The 23,337-nt window shown below is 70.2% G+C and carries 28 protein-coding genes and 1 pseudogene; 21 read left to right on the top strand and 8 right to left on the bottom strand.

Annotated features, from left to right (window positions below):
• Positions 1–23: 23 nt before the first annotated feature.
• Positions 24–461, top strand: a complete 438-nt coding sequence (locus VHAB30_RS00905) for an ExbD/TolR family protein (protein ID WP_062477298.1) — start codon at positions 24–26, stop codon at positions 459–461.
• Positions 458–1,114 (top strand): energy transducer TonB, encoded by a 657-nt coding sequence (locus tag VHAB30_RS00910; RefSeq protein ID WP_070062086.1) that lies wholly within the window; start codon positions 458–460, stop codon positions 1,112–1,114. The genes VHAB30_RS00905 and VHAB30_RS00910 overlap by 4 nt, the downstream gene beginning before the upstream one ends.
• A 24-nt stretch (positions 1,115–1,138) precedes the next feature.
• Here VHAB30_RS00910 and VHAB30_RS31300 read toward each other — a convergent pair whose 3' ends face one another.
• Positions 1,139–1,606 carry a helix-turn-helix transcriptional regulator gene (locus tag VHAB30_RS31300; RefSeq protein WP_159275496.1) on the bottom strand — a complete coding sequence of 156 codons (468 nt, stop codon included), beginning with the start codon at positions 1,604–1,606 and terminating at the stop codon, positions 1,139–1,141.
• Positions 1,607–1,750: 144 nt separating this feature from the next.
• On the opposite strand from VHAB30_RS31300, the gene VHAB30_RS00920 reads away from it, so the two are divergent.
• The 13 genes from VHAB30_RS00920 (at position 1,751) to VHAB30_RS00980 (ending at position 12,970) form a co-directional block, all read left to right on the top strand.
• Positions 1,751–2,812 (top strand): class I SAM-dependent methyltransferase, encoded by a 1,062-nt coding sequence (locus VHAB30_RS00920; RefSeq protein ID WP_159275497.1) that lies wholly within the window; start codon positions 1,751–1,753, stop codon positions 2,810–2,812.
• A gap of 16 nt (positions 2,813–2,828) precedes the next feature.
• Positions 2,829–3,044, top strand: coding sequence for a DUF1059 domain-containing protein (locus tag VHAB30_RS00925; RefSeq protein WP_070062088.1), 216 nt, complete (start codon positions 2,829–2,831; stop codon positions 3,042–3,044).
• A gap of 90 nt (positions 3,045–3,134) precedes the next feature.
• Entirely contained in the window at positions 3,135–5,465 is a 2,331-nt protein-coding gene (locus tag VHAB30_RS00930; RefSeq protein ID WP_159275498.1) for a heavy metal translocating P-type ATPase, read from the top strand.
• The gene (gene ccoS / locus VHAB30_RS00935) at positions 5,465–5,602 is read left to right on the top strand and encodes a cbb3-type cytochrome oxidase assembly protein CcoS (RefSeq protein WP_062481719.1); all 138 of its coding nucleotides are present in this window, start codon (positions 5,465–5,467) and stop codon (positions 5,600–5,602) included. Before VHAB30_RS00930 ends, ccoS begins: the two co-directional genes overlap by 1 nt.
• Before the next feature lie 87 nt (positions 5,603–5,689).
• Positions 5,690–7,132, top strand: coding sequence for a cytochrome-c oxidase, cbb3-type subunit I (gene ccoN, locus VHAB30_RS00940; protein ID WP_095746592.1), 1,443 nt, complete (start codon positions 5,690–5,692; stop codon positions 7,130–7,132).
• 26 nt (positions 7,133–7,158) lie between these two features.
• Positions 7,159–7,803, top strand: a complete 645-nt coding sequence (gene ccoO, locus VHAB30_RS00945; RefSeq protein WP_159275499.1) for a cytochrome-c oxidase, cbb3-type subunit II — start codon at positions 7,159–7,161, stop codon at positions 7,801–7,803.
• Positions 7,804–7,826: 23 nt separating this feature from the next.
• On the top strand, positions 7,827–7,967 hold the full coding sequence (locus tag VHAB30_RS00950; protein ID WP_062481697.1) for a cbb3-type cytochrome oxidase subunit 3: 141 nt from the start codon (positions 7,827–7,829) through the stop codon (positions 7,965–7,967).
• A gap of 14 nt (positions 7,968–7,981) precedes the next feature.
• Positions 7,982–8,896, top strand: a complete 915-nt coding sequence (ccoP, locus tag VHAB30_RS00955) for a cytochrome-c oxidase, cbb3-type subunit III (RefSeq protein ID WP_159273071.1) — start codon at positions 7,982–7,984, stop codon at positions 8,894–8,896.
• Positions 8,893–10,320: a cytochrome c oxidase accessory protein CcoG gene (ccoG, locus tag VHAB30_RS00960; RefSeq protein WP_159275500.1), complete on the top strand. Its 1,428-nt coding sequence runs from the start codon at positions 8,893–8,895 to the stop codon at positions 10,318–10,320. Before ccoP ends, ccoG begins: the two co-directional genes overlap by 4 nt.
• 11 nt (positions 10,321–10,331) lie before the next feature.
• Entirely contained in the window at positions 10,332–10,622 is a 291-nt protein-coding gene (locus tag VHAB30_RS00965) for a FixH family protein (RefSeq protein WP_159275501.1), read from the top strand.
• Positions 10,619–10,861 carry a hypothetical protein gene (locus VHAB30_RS00970; protein ID WP_062481687.1) on the top strand — a complete coding sequence of 81 codons (243 nt, stop codon included), beginning with the start codon at positions 10,619–10,621 and terminating at the stop codon, positions 10,859–10,861. Before VHAB30_RS00965 ends, VHAB30_RS00970 begins: the two co-directional genes overlap by 4 nt.
• Positions 10,858–12,264, top strand: coding sequence for an oxygen-independent coproporphyrinogen III oxidase (gene hemN / locus VHAB30_RS00975; RefSeq protein ID WP_159275502.1), 1,407 nt, complete (start codon positions 10,858–10,860; stop codon positions 12,262–12,264). The genes VHAB30_RS00970 and hemN overlap by 4 nt, the downstream gene beginning before the upstream one ends.
• A gap of 4 nt (positions 12,265–12,268) precedes the next feature.
• Entirely contained in the window at positions 12,269–12,970 is a 702-nt protein-coding gene (locus VHAB30_RS00980) for a sulfite exporter TauE/SafE family protein (RefSeq protein ID WP_159275503.1), read from the top strand.
• Between the two features lie 12 nt (positions 12,971–12,982).
• On the opposite strand, the gene VHAB30_RS00985 is transcribed toward VHAB30_RS00980, so the two are convergent.
• The gene (locus VHAB30_RS00985; RefSeq protein WP_235926376.1) at positions 12,983–13,465 is read right to left on the bottom strand and encodes a Rossmann-fold NAD(P)-binding domain-containing protein; all 483 of its coding nucleotides are present in this window, start codon (positions 13,463–13,465) and stop codon (positions 12,983–12,985) included.
• A gap of 226 nt (positions 13,466–13,691) precedes the next feature.
• Here VHAB30_RS00985 and VHAB30_RS00990 point away from each other — a divergent pair, with 226 nt between their 5' ends.
• The gene (locus VHAB30_RS00990) at positions 13,692–14,450 is read left to right on the top strand and encodes a Crp/Fnr family transcriptional regulator (protein WP_235926378.1); all 759 of its coding nucleotides are present in this window, start codon (positions 13,692–13,694) and stop codon (positions 14,448–14,450) included.
• Positions 14,451–14,463: 13 nt separating this feature from the next.
• Here VHAB30_RS00990 and VHAB30_RS00995 read toward each other — a convergent pair whose 3' ends face one another.
• Together VHAB30_RS00995 and VHAB30_RS01000 are read right to left on the bottom strand one after the other, a co-directional pair.
• Positions 14,464–16,575, bottom strand: coding sequence for a PAS domain S-box protein (locus VHAB30_RS00995; RefSeq protein ID WP_159275505.1), 2,112 nt, complete (start codon positions 16,573–16,575; stop codon positions 14,464–14,466).
• Complete coding sequence (locus tag VHAB30_RS01000) at positions 16,568–17,290, bottom strand: winged helix-turn-helix domain-containing protein (protein ID WP_159275506.1); 723 nt, start codon at positions 17,288–17,290, stop codon at positions 16,568–16,570. The genes VHAB30_RS00995 and VHAB30_RS01000 overlap by 8 nt, the downstream gene beginning before the upstream one ends.
• A 181-nt stretch (positions 17,291–17,471) precedes the next feature.
• Here VHAB30_RS01000 and VHAB30_RS01005 point away from each other — a divergent pair, with 181 nt between their 5' ends.
• On the top strand, positions 17,472–18,656 hold the full coding sequence (locus VHAB30_RS01005) for a DesA family fatty acid desaturase (RefSeq protein ID WP_159275507.1): 1,185 nt from the start codon (positions 17,472–17,474) through the stop codon (positions 18,654–18,656).
• Between the two features lie 21 nt (positions 18,657–18,677).
• On the opposite strand, the gene VHAB30_RS01010 is transcribed toward VHAB30_RS01005, so the two are convergent.
• On the bottom strand, positions 18,678–19,202 hold the full coding sequence (locus VHAB30_RS01010) for an OsmC family protein (protein WP_159275508.1): 525 nt from the start codon (positions 19,200–19,202) through the stop codon (positions 18,678–18,680).
• 119 nt (positions 19,203–19,321) lie between these two features.
• A complete protein-coding gene (locus VHAB30_RS01015; protein ID WP_159275509.1) occupies positions 19,322–19,834 on the bottom strand; it encodes a universal stress protein in 513 nt (170 codons plus the stop codon).
• Positions 19,835–19,981: 147 nt separating this feature from the next.
• Between VHAB30_RS01015 and VHAB30_RS01020 the strand changes: the two genes are divergently transcribed.
• The 4 genes and pseudogenes from VHAB30_RS01020 (at position 19,982) to VHAB30_RS01030 (ending at position 22,191) form a co-directional block, all read left to right on the top strand.
• Complete coding sequence (locus tag VHAB30_RS01020; protein ID WP_159275510.1) at positions 19,982–20,569, top strand: hemerythrin domain-containing protein; 588 nt, start codon at positions 19,982–19,984, stop codon at positions 20,567–20,569.
• Between the two features lie 65 nt (positions 20,570–20,634).
• Positions 20,635–21,198 (top strand): annotated as a pseudogene (locus tag VHAB30_RS31080) (HD domain-containing protein); the annotation flags it as partial.
• A 24-nt stretch (positions 21,199–21,222) separates the two neighbouring features.
• Entirely contained in the window at positions 21,223–21,720 is a 498-nt protein-coding gene (locus tag VHAB30_RS31025) for a GNAT family N-acetyltransferase (protein WP_235926780.1), read from the top strand.
• Between the two features lie 42 nt (positions 21,721–21,762).
• Complete coding sequence (locus VHAB30_RS01030) at positions 21,763–22,191, top strand: hypothetical protein (protein ID WP_159275512.1); 429 nt, start codon at positions 21,763–21,765, stop codon at positions 22,189–22,191.
• A gap of 38 nt (positions 22,192–22,229) precedes the next feature.
• Here the strand turns inward: VHAB30_RS01030 and VHAB30_RS01035 are convergent, their stop codons facing one another.
• Both VHAB30_RS01035 and VHAB30_RS01040 read right to left on the bottom strand, forming a co-directional pair.
• Complete coding sequence (locus VHAB30_RS01035) at positions 22,230–22,676, bottom strand: universal stress protein (RefSeq protein WP_062479963.1); 447 nt, start codon at positions 22,674–22,676, stop codon at positions 22,230–22,232.
• Between the two features lie 103 nt (positions 22,677–22,779).
• A complete protein-coding gene (locus VHAB30_RS01040) occupies positions 22,780–23,325 on the bottom strand; it encodes an Rrf2 family transcriptional regulator (RefSeq protein ID WP_159275513.1) in 546 nt (181 codons plus the stop codon).
• Positions 23,326–23,337: the final 12 nt, after the last annotated feature.

The following is a 23,337-nucleotide window of genomic DNA, read 5'->3' on the forward strand; positions in this document are numbered from 1 at the left end:
GCAGACAGCGAGACAAGCAAGCCATGCCAAGAAAACAGAAGCAGGGGCGGCGCAGCAGCACGCCTTCCGACGAGCCGATGATGGACATCAACACCACGCCGCTCATCGACGTGATGCTGGTGCTGCTGATCATGCTGATCATCACCATTCCGATCCAGCTGCATTCGGTGAACCTGAACATGCCCACGGGCAACCCGCCGCCCAGCGACCTCAAGCCCGAGGTGCTGCGCATCGACATCGACGCGCTCAGCGTCGTGCAGTGGAACGGCGAGCCGCTGGCCGACCGCACGGAGATGGAACGGCGCTTCGAGCAGGTCGCCGCGCAGGCGGTGCAGCCCGAGGTGCACCTGCGGCCCGACCGCCGCGCCAAGTACGAGGTGGTGGCCGGCGTGATGGCCTCGGCGCAGCGCACGGGCGTGAGCAAGCTGGGCATCGTGGGCGCGGAGCAGTTCATCCCATGAAGCGCTCCCGCAAGGACTTCAACCCGAAATCGCGCTTCGGGCCCGTGGGCATCGCGGTGATGGTGCTGTTCCACGTCGGCGTGGGCTACGCGCTCGTGTCGGGGCTGGCGCGCCAGACGGTCGAGCTGATCAAGAAGCCGATGGACGCGACCATCATCAGCGAGATCAAGCCGCCGCCACCCCCGCCACCGCCGCCCCCGCCGCCGAAGAAGATCGTGCGCCAGGAAACGCCCAAGGCCCCGCCACCGCCGCGCCCGGCCTACGTGCCGCCGCCGGCCGTGACACCGCCCGCCACGTCGGCGCCCGCGATCACCGCCGTGCAGAACACCGAGCCCGTGCCGCCGCCGCCGGCCGCACCGCCGGCGCCCCCCGCGCCGCCGGCCCCGCCGAAGGCGACCACCACCGACATCGCGGTGGCCTGCCCGCGGCAGGTCAAGCCCGAGATGCCGCGCAAGGCGATGGACGAAGGCATCGGCGGCGTGGTCAAGGCCGAGGTGCGCATCAAGGGCGGCCATGTACAGGAGGTGCGCTTCCTGTCGGGGCCGCGCGTGTACCACTCGGCCGTGCGCGCCGCGGTGATGCGCTACGAATGCCAGACCACGGGCGACGCGGAGGTGCTGGCGACGCAGGAGTTCGTCTTCCGCATCGAGTAGGGGGAAGGAGCCGATCTCTCTTCTTCAGACAGATCGGCCCATGGCGAGCGCGCGCATCACGGCGGCCGTGCGCGTCTCCACGCCCAGCTTCACGTAGACATGCTCCAGGTGCTTGTGCACGGTGCGGGGGCTGATCGTCAGCAGCGCGGCGATCTCGGCGTCGGTCTTGCCCTGCGAGAGCCAGTGCATGACATCGCCCTCGCGCGGCGTGAGGCCGGCAGGCTGTGCATCCGGCAACGGCGTCGGGGCGCGGCAGGCCAGCCGGTACAGGAAGGCCACCGCCATCGCATGCTCCAGCCCCACGCGCCGGCAGTAGTCGGCCTGCTGGGCGGCGCGGCGCAATTCGCGCCGGCCCGGCGCCTTGGCGATGCGGCGGGTGGTGCGCGTGGGATGCGCGTCGGCGCTGCGATGCCGCACGGGCACATGGCCGGACTCCAGTTTGTCCAGCAGGCGAAGCGCGCTCGCCCAATCGTTGCGCGACAGGTGCGTCATGGCATGCCCTTTCACGGTGCATACGCATTGCTGCGTATGGCGCCCGCACGCATCGAGAGACAGGATGCTCGCAGGCCCTTTGCCTCGAATTCAGTATAGGCAGGCAGCGGGCGCGCCAGTCGCTTGTCGACGAAGGGGATACACATGGCCATCGACGAAACACGGCTTAACGCGTTCATGGGTAACTTCGTCCACGACATCGGGGCCGTGATGCACGCGGCCACCATCGTCGTCGGCGACCAGCTCGGCCTGTACAAGGCGCTGGCCGAAGGCCCCGCCACCGCGGAGCAGCTGGCCCGCCGCACCGAGACCGACGCGCGCTACCTGCGCGAATGGCTCTCGGCCCAGGCCGCCAGCGGCTATGTCGAGTACGACCCGAAAGGCGAGTTGTTCTCGCTGACCGAGGAACAGGCTTTCGCGCTGGCCGAGGAAGGCAGCCCGGCCTTCGTGCCCGGCGCGTTCCAGATCGCCGTGGCGCAGTTCAAGATCATTCCCAAGATGGTCCAGGCCATGCGCACGGGCCTGGGCATCGGCTGGCACGAGCACGACGTGGCCCTGTTCCATGGCACCGAGCGCTTCTTCCGGCCCGGCTACGCGGCCAACCTGGTGAGCCAGTGGATTCCGGCGCTCGAAGGCATCGAGCCCTTGCTGAAAAGCGGCGCGCGCGTGGCGGACGTGGGCTGCGGGCACGGTGCCTCGACGCTGCTGATGGCGCAGGCCTATCCCCAATCCAGCTTCGTCGGCTTCGACTATCACGCGCCGTCGATCGAGCGTGCGCGCGAAACCGCGCGCAAGGCCGGTGTCGACGATGAAAAGCGCCTGCGCTTCGAGGTCGCGAGCGCCAAGGATTTCCCCGGCGAAGACTACGACCTGGTCGCCGTCTTCGACTGCCTGCACGACATGGGCGACCCCGTCGGTGCGGCGGCGCACGTGCGGCGCACCCTCAAGCCGCAGGGCACGTGGATGATCGTCGAGCCCTTTGCCAACGACCGGCTGGAGGACAACATCAACCCGGTGGGGCGCGTGTTCTATTCGGCCTCCAGCTTCATCTGCACGCCGGCCTCGCGTTCGCAGGAAGTGGGCCTGTGCCTGGGGGCGCAGGCCGGTGAAGCGCGCCTGCGCGACGTCGTCTCGCAGGGCGGCTTCTCGCACTTCCGCCGCGCCAGCGAGACGCCTTTCAACCTGATCTTCGAAGCACGTCCGTAAGGACAAAGGAGGCGCCATGTCCCGCCAATACATCGACTGCCGCGAGTACCCGAGCACGATGAACTGCAGTGTCGCGCTCTGCGCCGACTCCGAAGGCGAACTGCTCGATGCCGCCGTCCAGCACGCCGTGGCCGTGCACGGCCACACCGACACGCCCGAACTGCGCAAGCAGCTGGCGAGCATGTTCAAGGCCGGCACGCCGCCGGTGGAGCTCGCGAAGACGCCCGCCTGACTGACTGACGGTCCTGCGCGGCCCCAGCCTCCGTCACGAACCTTGATGCAGATCAAACGCTTGCATCGGCCCGGCATTTAGCCTGCCCCGATGCAAGCTTCCGCCGCGCTCGCGCCGTTTCCGTCCGTTCCATCGTCCGCCGGGAGTGACGCCCGCGCCGACGCCTGGCAGCTGCTCGACGACCCCGCCGAGTGGGCCGCGTTCGGCCGCCCGCTGGAGGCCGGCACGGGCCGCTGGGAATCGCAGGTGGCGGTCGAGGGCATGCACTGCGCGGGCTGCGCCTTCACCGTCGAGGCCGCGCTGGCGCAGGTGCCCGGCGTGGCCGAGGTCCAGGTGAATGCCGCGAGCCGGCGCGCGCGCGTCGTGTGGTCGGCCACGGCCACGCGGCCTTCGCGCTGGTTCGAGGCCAGCGCGCGCGCGGGCTACCCCTTGCTGCCGGCCGGCAGCCGCAGCGCGCGCGAGACGCGCACGCGCGAACTGCGCATGGCGCTGTGGCGCTGGCTGGTCGCGGGCTTTTGCATGATGCAGGTGATGATGTACGCCTACCCGGCCTACGTCGCGCACCCCGGCGACATGACGGCCGATGCGGCGCAGCTGCTGCGCTGGGCCTCGTGGGTGCTCAGCCTGCCCGTGGTGCTGTTCTCGTGCGGGCCCTTCTTTCGCAGCGCCTGGCGTGACCTGCGCATCGGCCGTGTCGGCATGGACCTGCCCGTGACCTTCGGTGTGGTCATCACCTTCGTGGTGAGCACGGCCGCCACCTTCGACCCCACGGGGCCGCTGGGGCACGAGGTCTACTTCGATTCGCTGACGATGTTCGTCTTCTTCCTGCTCACCGGCCGCTGGCTCGAGGCGCGGCTGCGCGACCGCACGGCCGGCGCGCTCGAGGCGCTGATGCACCGGCTGCCCGACAGCGTGGAGCGCCGCGGGCCTGATGGCGAATGGACCCGCGTGGCGGTGCGTCGGCTCGCGGCGGGCGACGTGGTGCGCGTGCGCCCGGGCGAGGCCTTTCCGGCCGACGGCACGGTGATCGACGGCGACACCACCGCCGACGAGGCGCTGCTCACCGGCGAGTCGCGCCCCGTGCCGCGCCCCTGCGGCGACCGCGTGCTCGCAGGCAGCCACAACCTCTCGGCCGTGGTGCAGGTGCGCATCGCCTCGGTGGGCGAGGGCACGCGCTTCGCGCAGATCGTGCGGCTCATGGAAAACGCCGCGCTCGACAAGCCGCGCCTGGCCCGCCTCGCCGACCGCGTGGCGCGGCCCTTTCTCATCGCCGTGCTGGCCTGCGCGTTCGGCGCGGGCGCGCTGTGGTGGGCGGTCGATCCCGGCAAGGCGCTGATGGTCGCGGTGGCGGTGCTGATCGTCACCTGCCCGTGCGCGTTGTCGCTCGCCACGCCGGCCGCGATGCTCGCGAGCGCGGGTGCCTTGGCGCGCGGCGGCGTGCTCACGTCGAACCTGCAGGCGCTCGAAGCGCTGGCCGGCGTCGACACCGTGGTGTTCGACAAGACCGGCACGCTCACGGGCGACACGCCGCGACTGGAGCGCGTGTACTGCCGCCAGGGCCTGCGCCCGGGCGATGCGCTGGAGATCGGCGCGGCGCTCGCGGCGCTGTCGCTGCATCCGGCGGCGCGTGCGCTCGTCAACGCCTGGCAGGCGCAGTTCCGTGCGCCGCCGGCCTGGTCGGCGACGCAGCTGCGCGAGACGGTGGGGCAGGGCGTGGCGGCCTCGCTGCACCGGCGCGATGCGGTGGACGACCACGGCGCGCGCCCCGTGCGCCTGGGCTCGGCGGCCTTCTGCGAGGTGCCGCCGCTGCAGGTCGATGCGGCGCAGATCCACCTGAGCGACGACGAGGGCTGGCTCGCCAGCTTCGTGCTCGCCGAAGAGCTGCGCCCCGACGCCACGCAGGCCGTGGCGGCGCTGCAGGCGCAGGGGCTGTCGGTGCGCCTGCTCTCGGGCGACCGCGAGAACGCGGCGCGTGCCATCGGCGCGCAGGCCGGCATCGCGGCGGTGCAGGGTGATTGCGCACCCGAAGACAAGCTCGAGGTGCTGTGGCAATTGCAGGCGGCTGGGCGCGAGGTGGCGATGGTCGGCGACGGCCTGAACGACGGCCCGAGCCTGGCGCGCGCCAATGCCTCGTTCGCCTTCGGCCACGCCGTGCCGCTGTCGCGCGCACGTTCGGACTTCGTGGTGCTCGGCGATGCGCTGCAGGCCATTCCCGCGGCCGTGGCGCAGGCGCGCCGCACGCTGCGCGTGGTGCGCCAGAACCTGTTCTGGGCCGCGGCCTACAACGCCGTGTGCGTGCCGCTGGCCGTGGCCGGCTGGCTGCCGCCCTGGCTCGCCGGGCTGGGCATGGCGGCGAGCTCGCTGCTGGTGGTGCTCAACGCGGCGCGGCTCGCTGCACCAGGGAAAGCGGCGGTGGCCTGATGGACGTGCTGTTCCTGCTCGTGCCGCTGTCGGTGGTGCTCGTTCTGGCGATCCTCGGAGGCCTTTGGTGGGCCATCGAACGCGGCCAGTTCGAAGACATCGAGGTCGAGGGCGACCGCATCCTGAACAACGACTGACACAGCGATTGATGGCTTGATCTGCATCAAGCCTGCCCGGGCGACGCGGGCAGACACTGCCCGCAAACCACATCTACGGGCACCACGATGCAGCAGACCACGCACCCTCCCGCGGCCATCTACGACGACACCGTCGTGCGGCAGTTCGCACTCATGTCGGTGGTCTGGGGGGTGGTCGGCATGCTGGTTGGCGTGATCATCGCCTCGCAGCTGACCTGGCCCGAGCTCAACCTCGGCATTCCCTGGCTCAGCTACGGCCGCCTGCGCCCGCTGCACACCAACGCGGTGATCTTCGCCTTCGGCGGCTGCGCGCTCATGGCCACGAGCTTCCACGTGGTGCAGCGCACCTGCCAGGTCCGGCTGTTCGCGCCGGCACTGGCCTCGTTCGTGTTCTGGGGCTGGCAGCTGGTGATCGTCGCCGCCGCCATCAGCCTGCCACTGGGCTACACCAGCGGCAAGGAATACGCCGAGCTCGAATGGCCCATCGACATCCTGATCGCGGTGGTCTGGGTGGCCTACGCCATCGTGTTCTTCGGCACCATCGGCCTGCGCAAGGTGCGCCACATTTACGTGGCCAACTGGTTCTACGGCGCCTTCATCATCGCGGTGGCATTGCTGCACATCGTCAACAGCGCGGCCATTCCGGCCGGCTGGATGAAGAGCTACTCGGCCTACGCCGGCGTGCAGGACGCGATGGTGCAGTGGTGGTACGGCCACAACGCCGTGGGCTTCTTCCTCACGGCCGGCTTCCTGGGAATGATGTACTACTACATCCCCAAGCAGGCGGGGCGCCCGGTGTACTCGTACCGGCTGTCGATCGTGCACTTCTGGGCGCTGATCTTCACCTACATGTGGGCCGGCCCGCACCACCTGCACTACACCGCGCTGCCCGACTGGACGCAGTCGCTGGGCATGGTGTTCTCGCTGATCCTGCTGGCGCCCAGCTGGGGCGGCATGATCAACGGCGTGATGACGCTCTCGGGCGCCTGGCACAAGCTGCGCACCGACCCGATCCTGCGCTTTCTGATCGTCGCGCTGTCGTTCTACGGCATGTCGACCTTCGAGGGCCCGATGATGTCCATCAAGACCGTCAACGCCCTGAGCCACTACACCGACTGGACCGTGGGCCACGTGCACTCCGGCGCGCTGGGCTGGGTGGGCTTCATCACCATGGGGTCGCTGTACTACCTGATCCCGCGCATGTACGGCCGCCTCGCCATGTACAGCGTGCGCGCCATCGACGTGCACTTCTGGATGGCCACCATCGGCATCGTGCTGTACATCGCCGCGATGTGGATCGCCGGCGTGATGCAGGGCCTCATGTGGCGCGAGATCAATGCCGACGGCACGCTGACCTACACCTTCGTCGAAAGCGTGAAGGCCACCTTCCCCTATTACCTGGTGCGCGTGATCGGCGGCGTGCTGTACCTGGGCGGCATGCTGGTCATGGCCTGGAACGTCTGGATGACCGTGATCACCGGGCGCTCGGTGCGCGCCGAGATCCCGGCCGTTGCCGCCGCCCACGCCTGAAGCCCCGAAGCCTTTGAAGACGCACGATGAACGCACCTGACAACAAGACCCCCGCGCCCGCCGCCACCGGCTTCACGCACGAGAAGGTCGAGACCAACAACCTGCTGATGATCGTGCTGATCCTGCTGGTGGTGGCCATCGGCGGCCTCGTGGAGATCGTGCCGCTGTTCTTCCAGAAGTCGACCACCGAGGCCGTGGAGGGCGTGAAGCCGCTCACGCCGCTGCAGCTGGCCGGCCGCGACGTGTACCTGCGCGAGGGTTGCTACAACTGCCACTCGCAGATGATCCGCCCCTTCCGCTCGGAGACGCTGCGCTACGGCCACTACTCGGTGGCCGGCGAGTTCGTGTACGACCACCCCTTTCAGTGGGGCAGCAAGCGCACCGGCCCCGACCTGCACCGCGTGGGTGGCAAGTACAGCGACGAGTGGCACCGCATCCACCTGAACAACCCGCGCGACCTCGTGCCCGAGTCGAACATGCCGGCCTACCCGTGGCTGGAGAAGGGGCTGGTCGACGCCGGCAGCATCGCCACCCGCATGCGCGCGCTGCGCACGGTGGGCGTGCCCTACACCGACGAAGAGATTGCCAAGGCCGCCGACGAGGTGGCCGGCAAGACCGACATGGATGCCACCGTGGCCTACCTGCAGTCGCTGGGCCTGGCGCTCAAGTAAGAAGAAAGAACAGGCAACGCCCCATGACCGACATCACCACCTTGCGCATCGCCGCCACCATCGCCTGCTTCGTCGTCTTCATCGGCATCGTGGCCTGGGCCTGTTCGCGCCGCAACACGCAGCGCTTCGCCGAAGCGGCGCGCCTGCCCTTCGAGCAAGACTGACGCGGAGCCCCACGATGAGCGATTTCATCAATAACTTCTGGTCCAGCTACGTGGCCGTGGCCTCGCTGCTGAGCATCCTGGGCTGCGTGCTGCTCTTGTGGCTCACGGCGCGCAAGCGCGTGCCCTCCGACGCCGACAACACCACCGGCCACGTCTGGGACGAAGACCTGCGCGAAGCCAACAACCCGCTGCCGCTGTGGTGGGTGGGCCTGTTCGTGCTGACCATCGTCTTCTCGCTGGGCTACCTGGCCGTGTTCCCGGGCCTGGGCAGCTTCCGCGGCACGAACGACTGGAGCTCGCGCGCCGAGTACCAGCAGGACGTGGCCAAGGCCACGCAGGCGCTGGCGCCGGTGTACGCGCGCTACGCGCCCATGCCCCTGGAGGAGGTCGCGCGCGACCCGCAGGCCCGCGCCATCGGCGAGCGCCTGTTCATGAACAACTGCGCGCAATGCCACGGCTCCGACGCGCGCGGCAGCAAGGGCTTTCCCAACCTCACCGACGCCGACTGGCTGCACGGCGGCACGCCCGACAAGATCGTCGAGTCGATCACCAAGGGCCGCATCGGCACCATGCCGCCGGCCGCCGCGATGGTCGGCACGCCCGACGACGTGAAGAACGTCGCCAACTATGTGCTGAGCCTGTCGGGCGAGCCGCACGATTCGCTGCGCGCGGGCCTGGGCAAGCCCAAGTTCGCCGCCTGCGCGGCCTGCCACGGCATCGGCGGCGTGGGCAACCCGGCGCTGGGCGCCCCGCGCCTGAACGACCGCATCTGGCTGCACGGCTACGGCGAGGCCGCCATCGTGCAGATCATCAACGAGGGCAAGCACAGCGCCATGCCCGCGCAGGAAGGCCGCCTGACCGAGGCGCAGATCAAGCTGCTCGCCTCCTACGTGTGGGGCATGTCCAACCCTGCGACCGGGACGCCATGACGCGAAAGACGGTCATCCCGATCGTCAGTGCGCCGCCCGCCGCCGCGCCGGAGGTCGGCCTGTACGAGGCGACGAAGAAGATCTACCCGCGCAGCGTGCAGGGCCTGTTTGCGCGCTGGCGCTGGGCCATGGTCTTCCTCACCCAGCTGGTGTTCTACGGCATGCCCTGGGTGGAATGGGGCGAGCGGCAGATGGTGCTGTTCGACCTGGCCGCGCGGCGCTTCTACATCTTCGGGCTGGTGCTGTATCCGCAGGACCTGATCTACCTGTCGGGGCTGCTGGTGATCAGCGCGCTCTCCCTCTTTCTCTTCACGGCCGTGGCCGGCCGCCTGTGGTGCGGCTACGCCTGCCCGCAGACCGTCTACACCGAGATGTTCCTGTGGGTGGAGCAGCGCATCGAAGGCAACCGCAGCGCGCGCATCCGGCTCGACGCCGGCGCGTTCTCGCTCGAGAAGCTGGTGAAGAAGGCCTTCAAGCACCTCGTCTGGATCGGCATCGCGCTGTGGACCGGCTTCACCTTCGTGGGCTACTTCACGCCCATCCGCGAGCTGGGCATGGCCTTCCTGCAGACGCAGATGGGCTCGTGGGAGGTGTTCTGGGTGTTCTTCTACGGCTTTGCCACGTACGGCAACGCCGGCTTCATGCGTGAGCAGGTGTGCAAGTACATGTGCCCCTACGCGCGCTTCCAGAGCGCGATGTTCGACCGGGACACGCTCATCGTCAGCTACGACCCGCGGCGCGGCGAGCCGCGTGCGCCGCGCCGCAAGAACGTCGACCCGCGCAGCGCCGCCTTGGGCGACTGCATCGACTGCAGCCTGTGCGTGCAGGTGTGCCCCACCGGCATCGACATCCGCCAGGGCCTGCAGTACGAGTGCATCGGCTGCGGCCTGTGCGTGGACGCCTGCGACAGCGTGATGGACAAGATGGGCTACGCGCCGCGCCTGATCCGCTACGACACGCAGAACGGCATGGAGGCCGGCTGGTCGCGCCGCCAGCTGTGGCGCCGCGTGCTGCGCCCGCGCGTGCTGGTCTACACCGCATTGCTCGCGCTGCTGGTGGCGGGCCTGCTCGCCAGCCTGGTCGCGCGCACGCCGCTGAAGGTCGACGTGGTGCGCGACCGCGCCTCGCTGGCGCGCATCGTCGAGGGCGGTCGGCTGGAGAACGTCTACCGGCTGCAGATCATGAACGCGACCGAGCGCACGCAGCACTACCGCATCGCCGCGCGCGGCATCGAGGGGTTGAGCGTGGCCTCGCCCGACGAGGCCATCGAGGTCGAGCCCGCGCAGGCGCGCTGGGTCGCGGTGCGGCTGCAGGTGCCTTATGGCGCCGCGCCGGCCGGTTCGCACACGGTGCACTTCGACATCCGGCAGGCGGATGGCGCGGCGCAGGTTTCCGAAAAAGCGGTCTTCCTGGTGCCGCGCTGAAAGGTCTTCCCATGAACGATGCCCTGCCGATGAACGCGCCCGCGACCTCCGGCCCCTGGTGGCGCTACCCGCTGGTCTGGCTGGTGATCGCGGGGCCCGCCGCCGTGGTGCTGGCGAGCATCGTGACCGTGTGGCTGGCGCTGCGCACGCCCGAGGTGCTGGTGTCGGAGGACTACTACCGCGAAGGCATCGAGATCAACCGCACGTTGGCCGACAAGAGGCGCATGCCGGCGCAGGCCGGACGCAACCACGCGGCCACGCCCGAGGACGATGTGCCGGTGCCCAAGAGGGCTGCCCCATGAGTGCCATGCGCCGCATCGCCGGCATCCTGTGGCCGTCGTTCCTCGTGGCCTGCGGCATGGAGGTGCTGGTGTTCGCGATGATCGATCCGATCCATTCGTACTGCGGCGCCGATGCGCTGCGCATGTCGCGCCAGGGCATCTACACCGTGTCCTTCTTCGTGTTCTGGCTGATGGCTGCGGCCTCGAGCGCGTGCACCACGCTGCTGGCGTTGCCGTCCGAGAAAGAGACTGCTTCATGAGCCTGCCCGTGGCCTGCGTTCCCGAGACCCCGTCCGTGCTGCCCGTCGAGCTGCTGCGCCGCTTCGACGTGCCCGGGCCGCGCTACACCTCGTACCCCACGGCCGACCGCTTCGTCGAGACCTTCGGCGCCGGCGACTACGCGCAGGCGCTGCACCTGCGGCGCGATGCGGATGCGGCCGGCGAGCCGTTGTCGCTGTACGTGCACATCCCGTTCTGCGAATCGCTGTGCTACTACTGCGCCTGCAACAAGGTCGTGACGAAGCACCGCGAGCGCGGGCGGCAGTACCTCGATTACCTCGCGCGCGAAGTGGCGCTGCAGGTCGCGCAACTCGGCCCTGGTGCGCCCGTCGGCCAGCTGCACCTGGGCGGCGGCACGCCGACCTTTCTCGACGATGAAGAACTGGGCGAACTGGTGGCCCTGCTGCGCCGCGCGTTCGCCTTCGTGCCGGGCGGCGAGCAGTCGATCGAGATCGATCCGCGCACCGTGGACGCGAAGCGCCTCGCGGCGCTGGCCGCGCTCGGCTTCAACCGCCTAAGCTTCGGCGTGCAGGACTTCGACCCCGCCGTGCAAGAGGCCGTGCACCGCATCCAGCCGGCGGCGCAGGTCTTCGCGCTCATGGACGCGGCGCGCGCGTTGGGCTTCCGCTCGATCAATGTCGACCTGATCTACGGCCTGCCGCGCCAGAACGATGCTTCGTTCGAGCGCACGCTCGCGCAGATCCGCGAACTGCGGCCCGACCGCATCGCGCTGTACGCCTACGCCCACCTGCCGGAGCGCTTCAAGCCGCAGCGGCGCATCGCGGCCGACGAGCTGCCCGATGCGCCCACGCGCGTGCGCATGCTCGGGCGCGCGATTGCAGCGCTCAGCGAGGCCGGCTACGTCTACATCGGCATGGACCACTTCGCGCTGCCCGACGACCCGCTGGCGGTGGCCAAACGCGAGGGCCGGCTGCACCGCGACTTCCAGGGCTACAGCACGCAGCCCGACGGCGACCTCGTGGCGCTCGGCGTATCGGCCATCGGCCGCGTGGGCGCGACCTACAGCCAGAACACGAAGACGCTGGAGGACTATTACGCGCTGCTCGACCAGGGCCGCCTGCCCGTAGTCAAGGGGCTCGCGCTGTCGGACGACGACGTGCTGCGCCGGGACGTCATCATGGCGCTGATGTGCCGGGGGCGTGTGGACTTCGATGCGGTCGAAGCCGCGCACGGCATCGCCTTTGCGGACTATTTCGCCCCCGAGCGCGCCGCGCTGGTGCCGATGGCCGAACAAGGGTTGGTGCGCCTGTCGCCGCGCGCCATCGAGGTCACGGAGGCCGGCTGGTTCCTCGTGCGTGCGGTGGCGATGGTGTTCGACCGCTACTGCGCCGCGACGCGCACGCGCTTTTCGCGCGTGGTTTGATTCGATGGAATCCCCCGCACTCGCCGGCGCCGCATTGCTGATGGGGCTCGCCGGCGGGCCGCACTGCGTGGCGATGTGCGGCGCGGTGTCGGCCGCAGTGATCCGCATCGTGCCGGTGGGCAAGCCCGCGCAGGCCGTGCATCCCGTCGCACCGGTCGTCTTCCATCTCGGCCGCATGGCGAGCTACGCAGCCGCCGGTGCCATCGCCGCCGCGAGCCTGCATGGCCTGGGCGCAGCGAGTGCGCAGGTCGCGGCCTGGCGTCCGCTGTGGGTGATGCTGCATGTGTTCGTGCTCGCCTGGGGCGTGGTGCTCGCCATCGCGGGCCGCCAGCCGCTGTGGGCGCAACGCGCCGGGCGCGCCCTCGAAGCGCGCCTGCGGCCGAGGGCCGGCGGCTCGCTGCTGGGCGTGCTCGCCACGGGCACGCTGTGGGTCGCGATGCCCTGCGGCCTGCTCTATTCGGCACTCATGCTGGCCGCGCTGGGCAACGGGCCGCTCCAAGGTGCATCGACGATGGCGCTGTTCGCGCTCGGCAGCAGCGTGTCGCTGCTCGCCGCGCCGTGGCTGTGGCAGCGCTTGCGCGGGTGGGGCGACAGCGGCACGCGCCAGGCCTGGGGCGCGCGGCTGGCCGGTGTGCTATTGGCGGCGGTGGCGCTGCAGGCGCTGTGGATGGACCTGAGCCACCGCATCGCCGACTGGTGCGGCTGAAGCGCTAACTCCTCAGGCGATGCTCTCGATCAGCAACGCCTGCAACACGAACCTCCGGTTGTCCGCCGCCGCCGTGCGCTCGCCGAGCAGGCCCGCGAGCGCGGCCGTGGGGTGGCTGTCGGCCGCTGCGCCGTCGTGCACCGGAATGCCCGCGTGCTGGCCGATCTGGCGCACCAGCGCGGCATCGATGCCCTCGCAGGCGACGGCGTCGTAGAGCCGACCGAGCATGCGCGCCGTGTGCTGCAGCTCCTGCACCGGCGTGTCGGTCGACAGGCTGGAGCGCATGGTCGCGACCTGCGCGCCCAGTTCCTCGGCGGCCTGGCGCAGCAGGGCGAGCGCGGCGCTGTCGCCGGTCTCGCTGAGCAGGCCGAGGTTCTTGCCGCGCAGCAGCCGCGGCGGCGCGGTGCCGTCGAGCGCGGCGCGCTGGAGCAGCCGGGCGCGGCCCAGCAGGCTGGCCTCTCTCTGGGGCGACAGCGCGGCGGTGGAAGGGTGCATGGCAAGGTTCGACATGTGTCTCGCGGAGGCTAGCCACCCAGGCCGCGCCGGCCTTGACGCACATCAAGGAGCGCCCCGCTGTTACACGCCGGACACAGAGCATTCACCCGACGTTACGCACCGATGCGGGCCGTTGTCACTGCGGGGCCTCGCGCTTCCTAGCATCGAGACATCGCCTGATCGCAGGCAACGCCACACAAGACAGACAGAACGCCGAGGAATCCCCATGCTCACGAGTGCCCGCCCCAACCCCATCCTCCCGCTTCGGCCCCTTCCGACGGTGCAGAAGGAAGACGCGGGCCGCCGCACGGCCGAGCGCCTGCGCCTGCTGGCCGAGCAGCTGCAACCGCAGCGCCGCATGGTGCACACGGGCGACGTGATCTACCAGGCCGGCGAGCGCTTCGGCAACCTCTACATCCTGAACTCGGGCTTCTTCAAGATCGTGAATCTCTCGGCCGACGGCCGCGAGCAGGTGGTGGGCCTGAAGTTTCGCGGCGACTGGCTGGGCTTCGACGGCATCGCGGGCCAGCGCTACGTGTGCGACGCCGTGGCCATGGACACTGGCGAGGTCTGGGTCGTTCCCTACGAATCGCTGCTGGCCGCCTGCACCACACACCCCGCGCTGCTGCAGATGCTGCACGCCGCGATGAGCCGCGAGATCGCGCACGACCGCGATTCGCTGATGTCGGTGTGCACCTTGCCGGCCGACGCGCGCGTGGCCGACTTCCTGCGCTACTGGGCCGAGTCGCTGGCCGACCGCGGCATGCGCACCGACGAGATCACGCTGCGCATGACGCGCGCCGAGATCGGCAACTACCTGGGCATGACACTCGAAAGCGTGAGCCGCGCGCTGTCGCGGCTGGCGCGCGACAAGGTCATCGGCTTTGCCACCAAGGGCCGGCGCGAGGTGCAGATTCCCGACGTGGGCGCGCTCTCGGCCTTCGTGCAGCGCTGCCTGGCGCCGGCGCCCGCGATGCTTCAGTAAGAAGAGACGTCGTTCACTCGCGCGCAGCCAACAGCGCCCGCGCCATCGCCCGCGCGAGTTCGCTGCGTGAATACGGCTTGCGCAGCAGCTCCCAGCCCGGGGGCGCTTCGCGGTCGGCGTCGAGCAGCTCGGCCGAGAACCCCGACATCAGCAGCACCGCCAGCCGGGGTTGGCGCTGCACCGCCTCGGCGGCCAGCCGTGTGCCGCGCATGCCGGGGCCGAGCGCGATGTCGCTCAGCAGCAGGTCGAAGGGCGTGGCCTCGGCGGCCATCGCGGGCAACGCCTGTTCGGCATTGGCGGCGGTCGCGACCTCGCAGCCCAGCGTGGTGAGGAAGGTATGGACCACCTGGCGCACCTCGGCGTCGTCTTCAACGAGCATCACGCGCAGGCCCGGTGCCAGCGTGGCTTCGGCTTCGATCTCCATGGCATCTTCATCGACAGGCACCGCAGCGCTCGCCGCGTCGGCCTCGACCTGCGGCAGGTAGAGCGTCACGGTGGTGCCGGCGTTGAGCTTGCTGTCGATGGCGATGGCGCCGCGCGACTGCTTGACGAAGCCGTACACCGTGCTCAGGCCCAGGCCGGTGCCGCGCCCGGCCTCCTTGGTGGTGAAGAAGGGCTCGAAGAGGTGCTCCATGACCGCGTCGGTCATGCCGGTGCCGCTGTCGGCGATGGAGAGCGCGACAAAGCGGCGGCCGGCGTCGGCGTCGCTCAGTTCCTGGCGCACGGTGGCGGGCAGGGCGTCGCAGGCCTCGGCGCGAAAGTGCAGGCGCCCGCCCTCGGGCATGGCGTCGCGCGCGTTGATGGCGATGTTCAGCAGCGCCGATTCGAGCTGGCCCGGGTCGGCGCGCACGGCGGGGCAGGGGTCGTCGGCGTCGATCTCGATCTGGATGCGCTGGTCGAGCGTGCGGCGCAGCATGTCGGTGAGCGAGTGCAGCATCTGCCGCACGTCGACCGCGTCGGGCTGCAGCATCTGGCGCCGCGAGAAGGCCAGCAGCTTGCCCGTGAGTTCGGCGCCGCGCCGGCTGGCGCGCGCGGCGGCGGCCACGAGCTGCTGCGCATAGCCGTCGGCCGCGAGCTGCGGCAGCTCTTCGAGCACCTGCAGGTTGCCCTGGATGATGGTGAGCAGGTTGTTGAAGTCGTGCGCGATGCCGCCGGTGAGCTGGCCCACGCTCTCCAGGCGCTGCGCGTGGTTCAGCGCCTCTTCGGTCTGCACGCGCTGCAGGCTGGTGGCCAGCAGGCTGGCCACCGATTCGAGAAAGCGGATCTCCTCGTCGCCGAAGCGCCGCGCGGCGGTGGCGCGCACCGACAGCATGCCGGTCACGCGGCCCCGGTCGGACAGCGGCACGGCCAGCGCGCTGACCAGCCCGGCCTCGAGGTAGGCGGGCGGCACGGTGAAGCGGCGCTCCTCGCGGTAGTCCGTGACCACGACGGGGCAGCCCTGCGAGAGCACGTAGCCGGGTTGCGTGTCGGGCCGGTTGGCGATGCGCAGGCCGACGTTCTCGTCGGCGACCAGGCCCACGCCGCTGGCCAGGCGGAACTCGCGCTGGCTGCCGTCGAGCAGCCACACCATGGCCACCTCGACCTGCAGCGCGGTCGCGACGATGTCGGGCACCTGCGCGAGCACCACCTGCAGGTCGCGCGTGTCGACCGCCAGCCGGCCCAGCTGCGCCAGGTGTTCGCTGTAGCGCGCGCGCTGCAGCGCCTGCTTCACGCGCGGGTAGGCGCCGATGTCGCGGATCGCCGCCACCACGAAGGGCAGGCCCTGGTTCTGCAGCGGGCTCAGCGCGATCTCGACCATCACCTCGCTGCCGTCCTTGCGCTTGGCGACCAGCTCCATGTCGGTGCCCATCGGGCGCGGGCGCGGCGCGCGGCCGTAGGCTTCGCGGAAGGCGGCGTGGCGCGGGCGGATGCTGTCGGGCACCAGCGCTTCCACGCTCAGGCCCACGAGTTCGTCGGCCGCGTAGCCGAGCATGGCGGCGGCCGAAGGGTTGGCCAGCACGATGCGGCCCGACTGGTCCACCACCAGCAGCGAATCGGGATACGCGGCGAACAGCGAGCGGAACACGCTGCCTTCCTCGACGCCCGAGGGCAGGCCGGGAATCGAGGGGGCGTTGCCGTCAGCCATGGGTGACCGGCGGCACCAGGATGTAGCCCGCGCCGCGCACCGACTTGATGAGCTGCGGATCATCGGCGTTGGCCTCGATCTTCTTGCGCAGCCGGCCGACCTGCACGTCGATCGTGCGGTCGAAGGGAGCCGCTTCGCGACCGCGCGTCTGCTCGAGCAGGAAGTCGCGCGAGAGCACGCGGCCCGGGTGCCGCGCGAAGGCGCACAGCAGGTCGAACTCGCCCGTGGTCAGCGCCACGGCCTCGCCCTGCGCGTTGCTGAGGCTGCGCGCGGCGGTGTCCAGGCGCCAGCCGGCGAAGCGCAGGCGCTCGGGCGGCGTGGGCGCGGCGGCCGCCGACGCGTCGGGCGTCAGGCGCCGCAGCACGGCCTTGACGCGCGCCGCCAGCTCGCGCAGGTCGAAGGGCTTGGTCACGTAGTCGTCGGCGCCCACTTCGAGGCCCACCACCTTGTCCACCGGGTCGCCGCGGCCGGTGACGATCACGAGGCCGCAGCGCCAGTTCTCGCGCATGTGGCGGGCGATGGAAAAGCCGTCTTCACCGGGCAGGCCGAGGTCCAGCAGCACGAGGTCGGCCGGGTCGGCGGCCATGAGCGAGCGCAGCGCCGCGCCGTCGTGGATCTGGGTGACGCGGTAGCCGTGGCCCTGGAGGTAGTTGGCCAGCAGCAGCGTGATGTCGACCTCGTCGTCGAGCACCGCGATGTGGGGGGCAGAAGTCATGCGGGGGCTGGGAGAAAAAACGCCGGCGCCACGGGGAAGGGCGCAGGGAGCCGGGAAGCGTAGCACGCAAGGCGCCGCTCTGGCAGCCGCAGCGCCCGCCGTTGATCTGGCGCAAGGCCCGCGGGCGGGGCGCTTCCGAGAATCGCGCCCGTTGTCCACAGGGTCCAGAAGGTACGAACGAATGGCATCTTTTCTTTTCTCGGGTGCGCTCGATCTCCCGTGGTGGGGCGTGCTGCTGGCCGCACTGGCGCTGACGCACGTCACCATCGCCTCGGTCACCATCTTCCTGCACCGCCACCAGGCGCACCGCGCGCTCGACCTGCATCCCATCGCCAGCCACTTCTTCCGCTTCTGGCTCTGGATGACGACGGGCATGGTCACGAAGCAATGGGCCGCGGTGCACCGCAAGCATCACGCCAAGTGCGACACGCCCGACGACCCGCACAGCCCGCAGGTGGTGGGCCTGAAGCGCGTGCTGTGGGGCGGCGTGCTGCTGTACGTGGCCGAGGCGCGCAACCCCGAGACGCTGAACCGCTATGGCCACGGCACGCCCGACGACTGGCTCGAGCGCCGCCTGTACACGCGCTACCAGACACTGGGCATCACCTGCATGGGCCTGATCGACATGGCGCTGTTCGGCGTGCTGCCGGGCGCGCTGGTGCTGCTCGTGCAGATCGCGTGGATTCCGTTCTGGGCCGCCGGCGTGGTCAACGGCATCGGCCACTTCTGGGGCTACCGCAATTGGCCTGCGTCGGACGCGAGCACGAACATCTTTCCCATCGGCCTGCTGATCGGCGGCGAGGAGCTCCACAACAACCACCACGCGTTCCCGACCTCGGCGAAGCTGTCGAACAAGTGGTTCGAGTTCGATATCGGCTGGGTCTACATCCGCGCGCTGCAGGCGCTGGGGCTGGCGAAGGTGAAGCACCTGGCGCCGAAGCCGCGCCTCACCACGCCGCGTGCCACCGTCGACCTGCTCACGGTGCAGGCGGTGATCCGGCACCACTACGACGTGCTGTCGAACTACTCGCGCTCGCTGAAGCAGGCCTGCACCGAGGAGCTGGCCCGGGTGCATGCGCTCGCGCCGAACAAGGCCCGTGCGCTGCGCGCTGCGCGGCCCTGGCTCGGCAAGGAAGAAAAAGCGCTCGACGCCACGCGCCATGCGCAGCTCACGCAAGCGCTGGTGGCTTCGCAGGCACTGGAAACGATGTACGCGATGCGGCGCGAGCTGACCGCGCTGTGGAGCCGCTCGGGCGCCACGGGCGAACAGCTCGTGAAGCGGCTGCAGGACTGGTGCGAGCGCGCCGAAGCCAGCGGCATCGCGCCGCTGGCGGCCTTTGCGGTGCGACTGCGTTCCTACGCCTGAGGACGGCCTTCGCCGGTGCCGTCAGGCCGGCCCGACCTGCACCGCCACATCGAGCGGCACGGCCCGGCGCAGCGCGCTGCCCACAGGGGAGTGGGCCTCGGCCCAGTGCACCAGGTCGCGCAACGCCTGCTCCGGCACGCCGTCCGCGGCGATCCGCACCGCGACGTGCATGCGGCTGGGGCCGGCGGGCACGGAGGCCGGCTCGCCGAGCAGGCCGCGGCTGTCCGACTGGCTGCCGACGACCACTTCGAGGGTCGTCAACGCGATGCCGAGCTGCGCCGCCCGCATGGCGATCACGGTCGTTTCGCAACTGGCCAGGGCGGCGCGCATGAACCAGCCGGGGGATGGCGCTTCAGCCTTGCCTCCGATGGCCTTCGGCATGTCGGTCACGATGGATTCCCCCGTGGGCCCGGTTACGCGAAAGTGCAGGCCCGACACCAGCGTGGCCGTGGCCGGCTTGTCCTGGGTCAGGGCGTCCTGGGGATGCGTCGCGAAGTGGCTCGCGAGGGTGTCCATGGACTGCCGGATGTGCTGGGGTGAGCTCATGACGCTGCTCCTTGAAACGGGGAACGGGCGGGCGGTTCTTGCGCGAAAGAAGCCGCGAGCGGAGCAGGCCATTCTGGGCGCGGTGCCGGGCCCCGTCAAACCGGCGGCGGGCGGGCGGCCTACTGGTTCGCGACCAGCCCGTCCGGCAGGCTGAAGCGCTCGGACTCCACCTTGGCCGCGGCTTCGGGCGCGCGAATCAGCAGCACCGGCACGGGTGCCACGCGCAGGATGTGTTCCGCGCTGCTGCCCATGGCCCAGCGGCTCAGGCCGCGCCGCCCGTGCGTGCCGAGCACGATCAGGTCGGCCTTCGAATCGACGGCTTCGGTCACCACCTGGTCGTGGACCGCACCGGCCTTGAAGCCGTCGCGCAGCACGACCTCGGCCTCGACGCCCGCGTCCAGCGCCTGGGCGCGGGCCTTCTCGAGCAGCGTCACGGCGTTGGCGCGCAGTGCCCCGAGCCAGTCGCCCGAATGGCCGACGTAGACGTCCATGCCGAGCGCGAACGAGAGCTCGTCGAGGATGTGGACGATGCGCAGGCGGCCACCGGTGAGCCTGGCCAGGCGGATGGCTTCGGCCAGGCCTTCGGCGGAGGTGGAACTGCCGTCGACGGGAACCAGGATGCGTTGGTACATGGTGTGGAACCTCCAGGGTGCGTTGATGAGAAAGAGGAGATGCCATGCCAGTCTGTGCCTGGCTGCATGCGCGGGCCTTGATCTGGAACAAGCCCGGGCCGCGTCGGACTTGCGACCCTTGGGGCCTTCGAAAGAAGGAGACCCTCCATGACACATGCCGCCGTCCGGATCATTCGCCAGGAGCACGCCGCGCTGGCGGCCATGCTGCGTTCCATCGTCATGCTGCTCGACCAGCACCGCCGCAAGGGCACGATGCCCGACTTCGCGACGTTGCGCGCGATGCTGTTCTACGTGGACGAGTTTCCCGAGAAGCGCCACCACCCGAAGGAGACCGAGCTGCTCTTTCCCCGGCTGCGCGCCTGCACGCCGATCTCGCGCGACCTGATGGACAAGCTGGACAACGACCATGCCTGGGGCGAGCGCAAGATCCGCCACGTCGAGCACGCGCTGCTCGCCTTCGAGATGCTCGGTGAGCCGCGCCGCCTGGCCTTCGAGCAGGCGATGAACGAGTACGTGAGCTTCTACCTGGAGCACATGGCGCACGAGGAACGCGAGATCCTGCCGCTGGCCGAGCGCGTGCTCGGTGCCGACGACTGGCGCGAGCTCGACGCGGCCTTCGGCGAGAACCGGGACCTGTTCTCCAACCACCCCGCGCCCGACGAGGTGTATGCGTCGCTCTTCACGCGCATCGTCAACGCGGTGCCCGCGCCGATCGGGCTGGGGCCGGCGCTGTAACGACGGCCTGTGTCCGGATCGCTTAGGCTCGGCCTGAACTCATTCAGGACCAACGAGACGGCGAGATGGACATCGATCAGATCAGGGGAAGGCTGGACTTCCTTCGCGAGGCCGAGCGCCTCAAGAGCGTGCTGCGCAGCGCGCACACGGCCTCGGGCCGCACCGAGAGCACGGCCGAGCACAGCTGGCGCCTGTGCCTCATGGCCATGGCCTTCGAGGACGAGCTGGCCGACCTGGACCTGCTCAAGGTGCTGAAGATGTGCGTGGTGCACGACCTGGGCGAGGCGATCCACGGCGACATTCCCGCCATCGTGCAAGGCGCGCATCCCGACAAGAGCGCGCAGGAGCGCGAAGACCTGCAGGTGCTCACGCGCACGCTCGATGCGCCGCTGCGCGCGGGCATCCTGGCGCTGTGGGACGAGTACGAAAAGGCCGAGACGCCCGAAGCGCAGGCGGTCAAGGCGCTCGACAAGCTCGAGACCCTGCTGCAGCACAACCAGGGCGCGAACCCGCCGGACTTCGACTACGAATTCAACCTCGGCTACGGCCAGAAGCACACCGGCAGCCGGCCCCTGTTCCGCGCCATGCGGGCGTTGGTGGATGCCGACACGCAGAAGAAGGTGGAGGCTGCGCGGCGGACGGAGGCGGGGCCGGTGGTTCGCCCCGAGCAACCAGGCGACGAGGCCGCCATCCGGCAATTGACGGTGGCGGCGTTTGCCGAGGCACCGCATGCCGACGGCACCGAGCACCTCATCGTCGACGCTTTGCGCGCGGCCGGCCAGCTCACGCTGTCGCTCGTGGTCGAAGACGGTGGCGAGATCGTCGGCCATGTGGCGCTGTCGCCCGTGGCGATCTCGGACGGTACGACTGGTTGGCATGGCCTGGGCCCGATCTCGGTGGCGCCCGCGCGCCAGGGGCAGGGCATCGGCCGGCTGCTGATGGACGCCGCGCTGGCGGGCCTGCGCGCGGTCGGCGCGCAAGGCTGCGTGCTGCTGGGCGACCCGGCCTTCTATGGCCGTTTCGGCTTCGTCGTGCGGCCCGGGCTGGTGTTGCCGGGCGTGCCGCCGGAATACTTTCAGGCCGTGTCGTTCCACGGCGCGTGGCCGGTCGGCGAGGTGCGGTACCACGCGGCGTTCGGTGTCGGTGCCTGACGCACGGACCGGGGGCGCAAGGCGTTCATAATCGCCCCCGTCATGCCTGCCCGCCACCTGCCTTCGGACACTGCCCATGCGCCGCGCGTGAAGCGCGCGCAGACCTCGGTGTCCGCGCGTTCCGCGACCCCCGAACCACCCCGCCGCCGCATCCATGACGGTGGTGCGTCCCGCAGCCTTGCGGGCTTCACCGCGATGGAGAGCAGCGCACCGGCCCGCGCGCCGTCTGCGGCGCGCCCGCGCAACTGGCGCACGACCCTGCTGGGCGTGGCGCTGGGGCTGCTGATCGCGATGATGCTGCTGATGAAGTGGCTGCTCGACTACCAGGTCGGGGCCGCCGAAGCGCGCCACGCGCAGGAAGCCCAGGCGCGCACGCAGGCCGCGCGCTGCTTCGGCCGCGATGCCGGGCCGTCGTGCCCGCCGGCCGGTCGCACGGTCGTCGAGACCGTCGAGTCCGCCGCGACCAGATAACCCCGCGCACTGCGTGCGCGGTGCCTCGTTCGTTCAGTTCAGCGCAGCACCAGCACCGGAATGTGCGAGTGCGTCAGCACGTGCAGCGTCTCGCTGCCCAGCAGCAGCCGGGCCAGGCTGCGGCGCCCGTGCGAGGCCATCACGATCAGGTCGCAGTCCTGGTTCTTGGCAGCGTGGATGATGGCTTCGGCCACCTGGTTCGACTTCATGACCACCGCGTCGGCGCGGCGCACGCCCTTGGCCAGGGCGGTGTCGCGCACCGCATCGGCCACGCGCTGGGCCGCCTGCTCGACGTGTTTCTGGTTGGCCTCGAAGTCCGTCTGGTTCAGCAGCATCGAGCCTTCGAAATAGCCATAGGGCTGGATGTGCGCGACGTTGACGCTCACCAGCTCGGCGCCGGTCAGCAACGCGAGGTCGATGGCCGCGGCCACCGCCTTGTCCGACAGCGAAGAGCCGTCGGTTGCGACGAGAACACGCTTGTACATGGCAGGCTCCTTGGCCCCCGGCACCGCGGGTGCCCTCACTGCTCAGTCTAGGTCGCGCGGCCCGGTCTTTCAAGGCGCGGCGCAGCGGCCGCGCCGATCGCCGTCAGCTGCTCGTGCTGTGGCGCCGTCCCAGTGCGAACACCGAGTTCGGCGCGTCGACCACGAAGGGCTTGCGCACCGGCGAGCCGACGACGGCCGTGGTGCGGCGGGCGGCTGCGCTGGTGGCGGGCTGCACGCCCTTGGCCTTCTGTTCGTCGACCAGGCTCTGCAGCGAGATCGAGCGCAGGAACTCGACGGCGCGCAGGTTCACGGAGGCCCACAGGTCGTCGATCTCGCAGCGGCCGGGCTCGTTGTCCGAGCCGGCGGCGCGCGGGCGGATCTTGCTGGCGCCCAGGTCTTCGATGGTGAGCACGATGTCGGCCACCGTGATCTCCGTGGCCTTGCGGCTGAGCGAGTAGCCGCCGCCGGGGCCGCGGGTGGATTCGACCAGCCCGTTGCGGCGCAGCTTGGCGAACAGCAGTTCCAGGTACGAGAGCGAGACCTGCTGGCGCAGGCTGATCGAGGCCAGCGTGACGGGGCCCGAGCGGCCGTGCAGGGCGATGTCGATCATCGCGGTGACCGCGAAGCGGCCCTTGGTGGTGAGGCGCATGGTGTTTCCTTC

Origin of the sequence: Variovorax boronicumulans (assembly GCF_009811375.1) — a bacterium.
Taxonomy (GTDB): Bacteria; Pseudomonadota; Gammaproteobacteria; order Burkholderiales; family Burkholderiaceae_C; genus Variovorax; species Variovorax boronicumulans.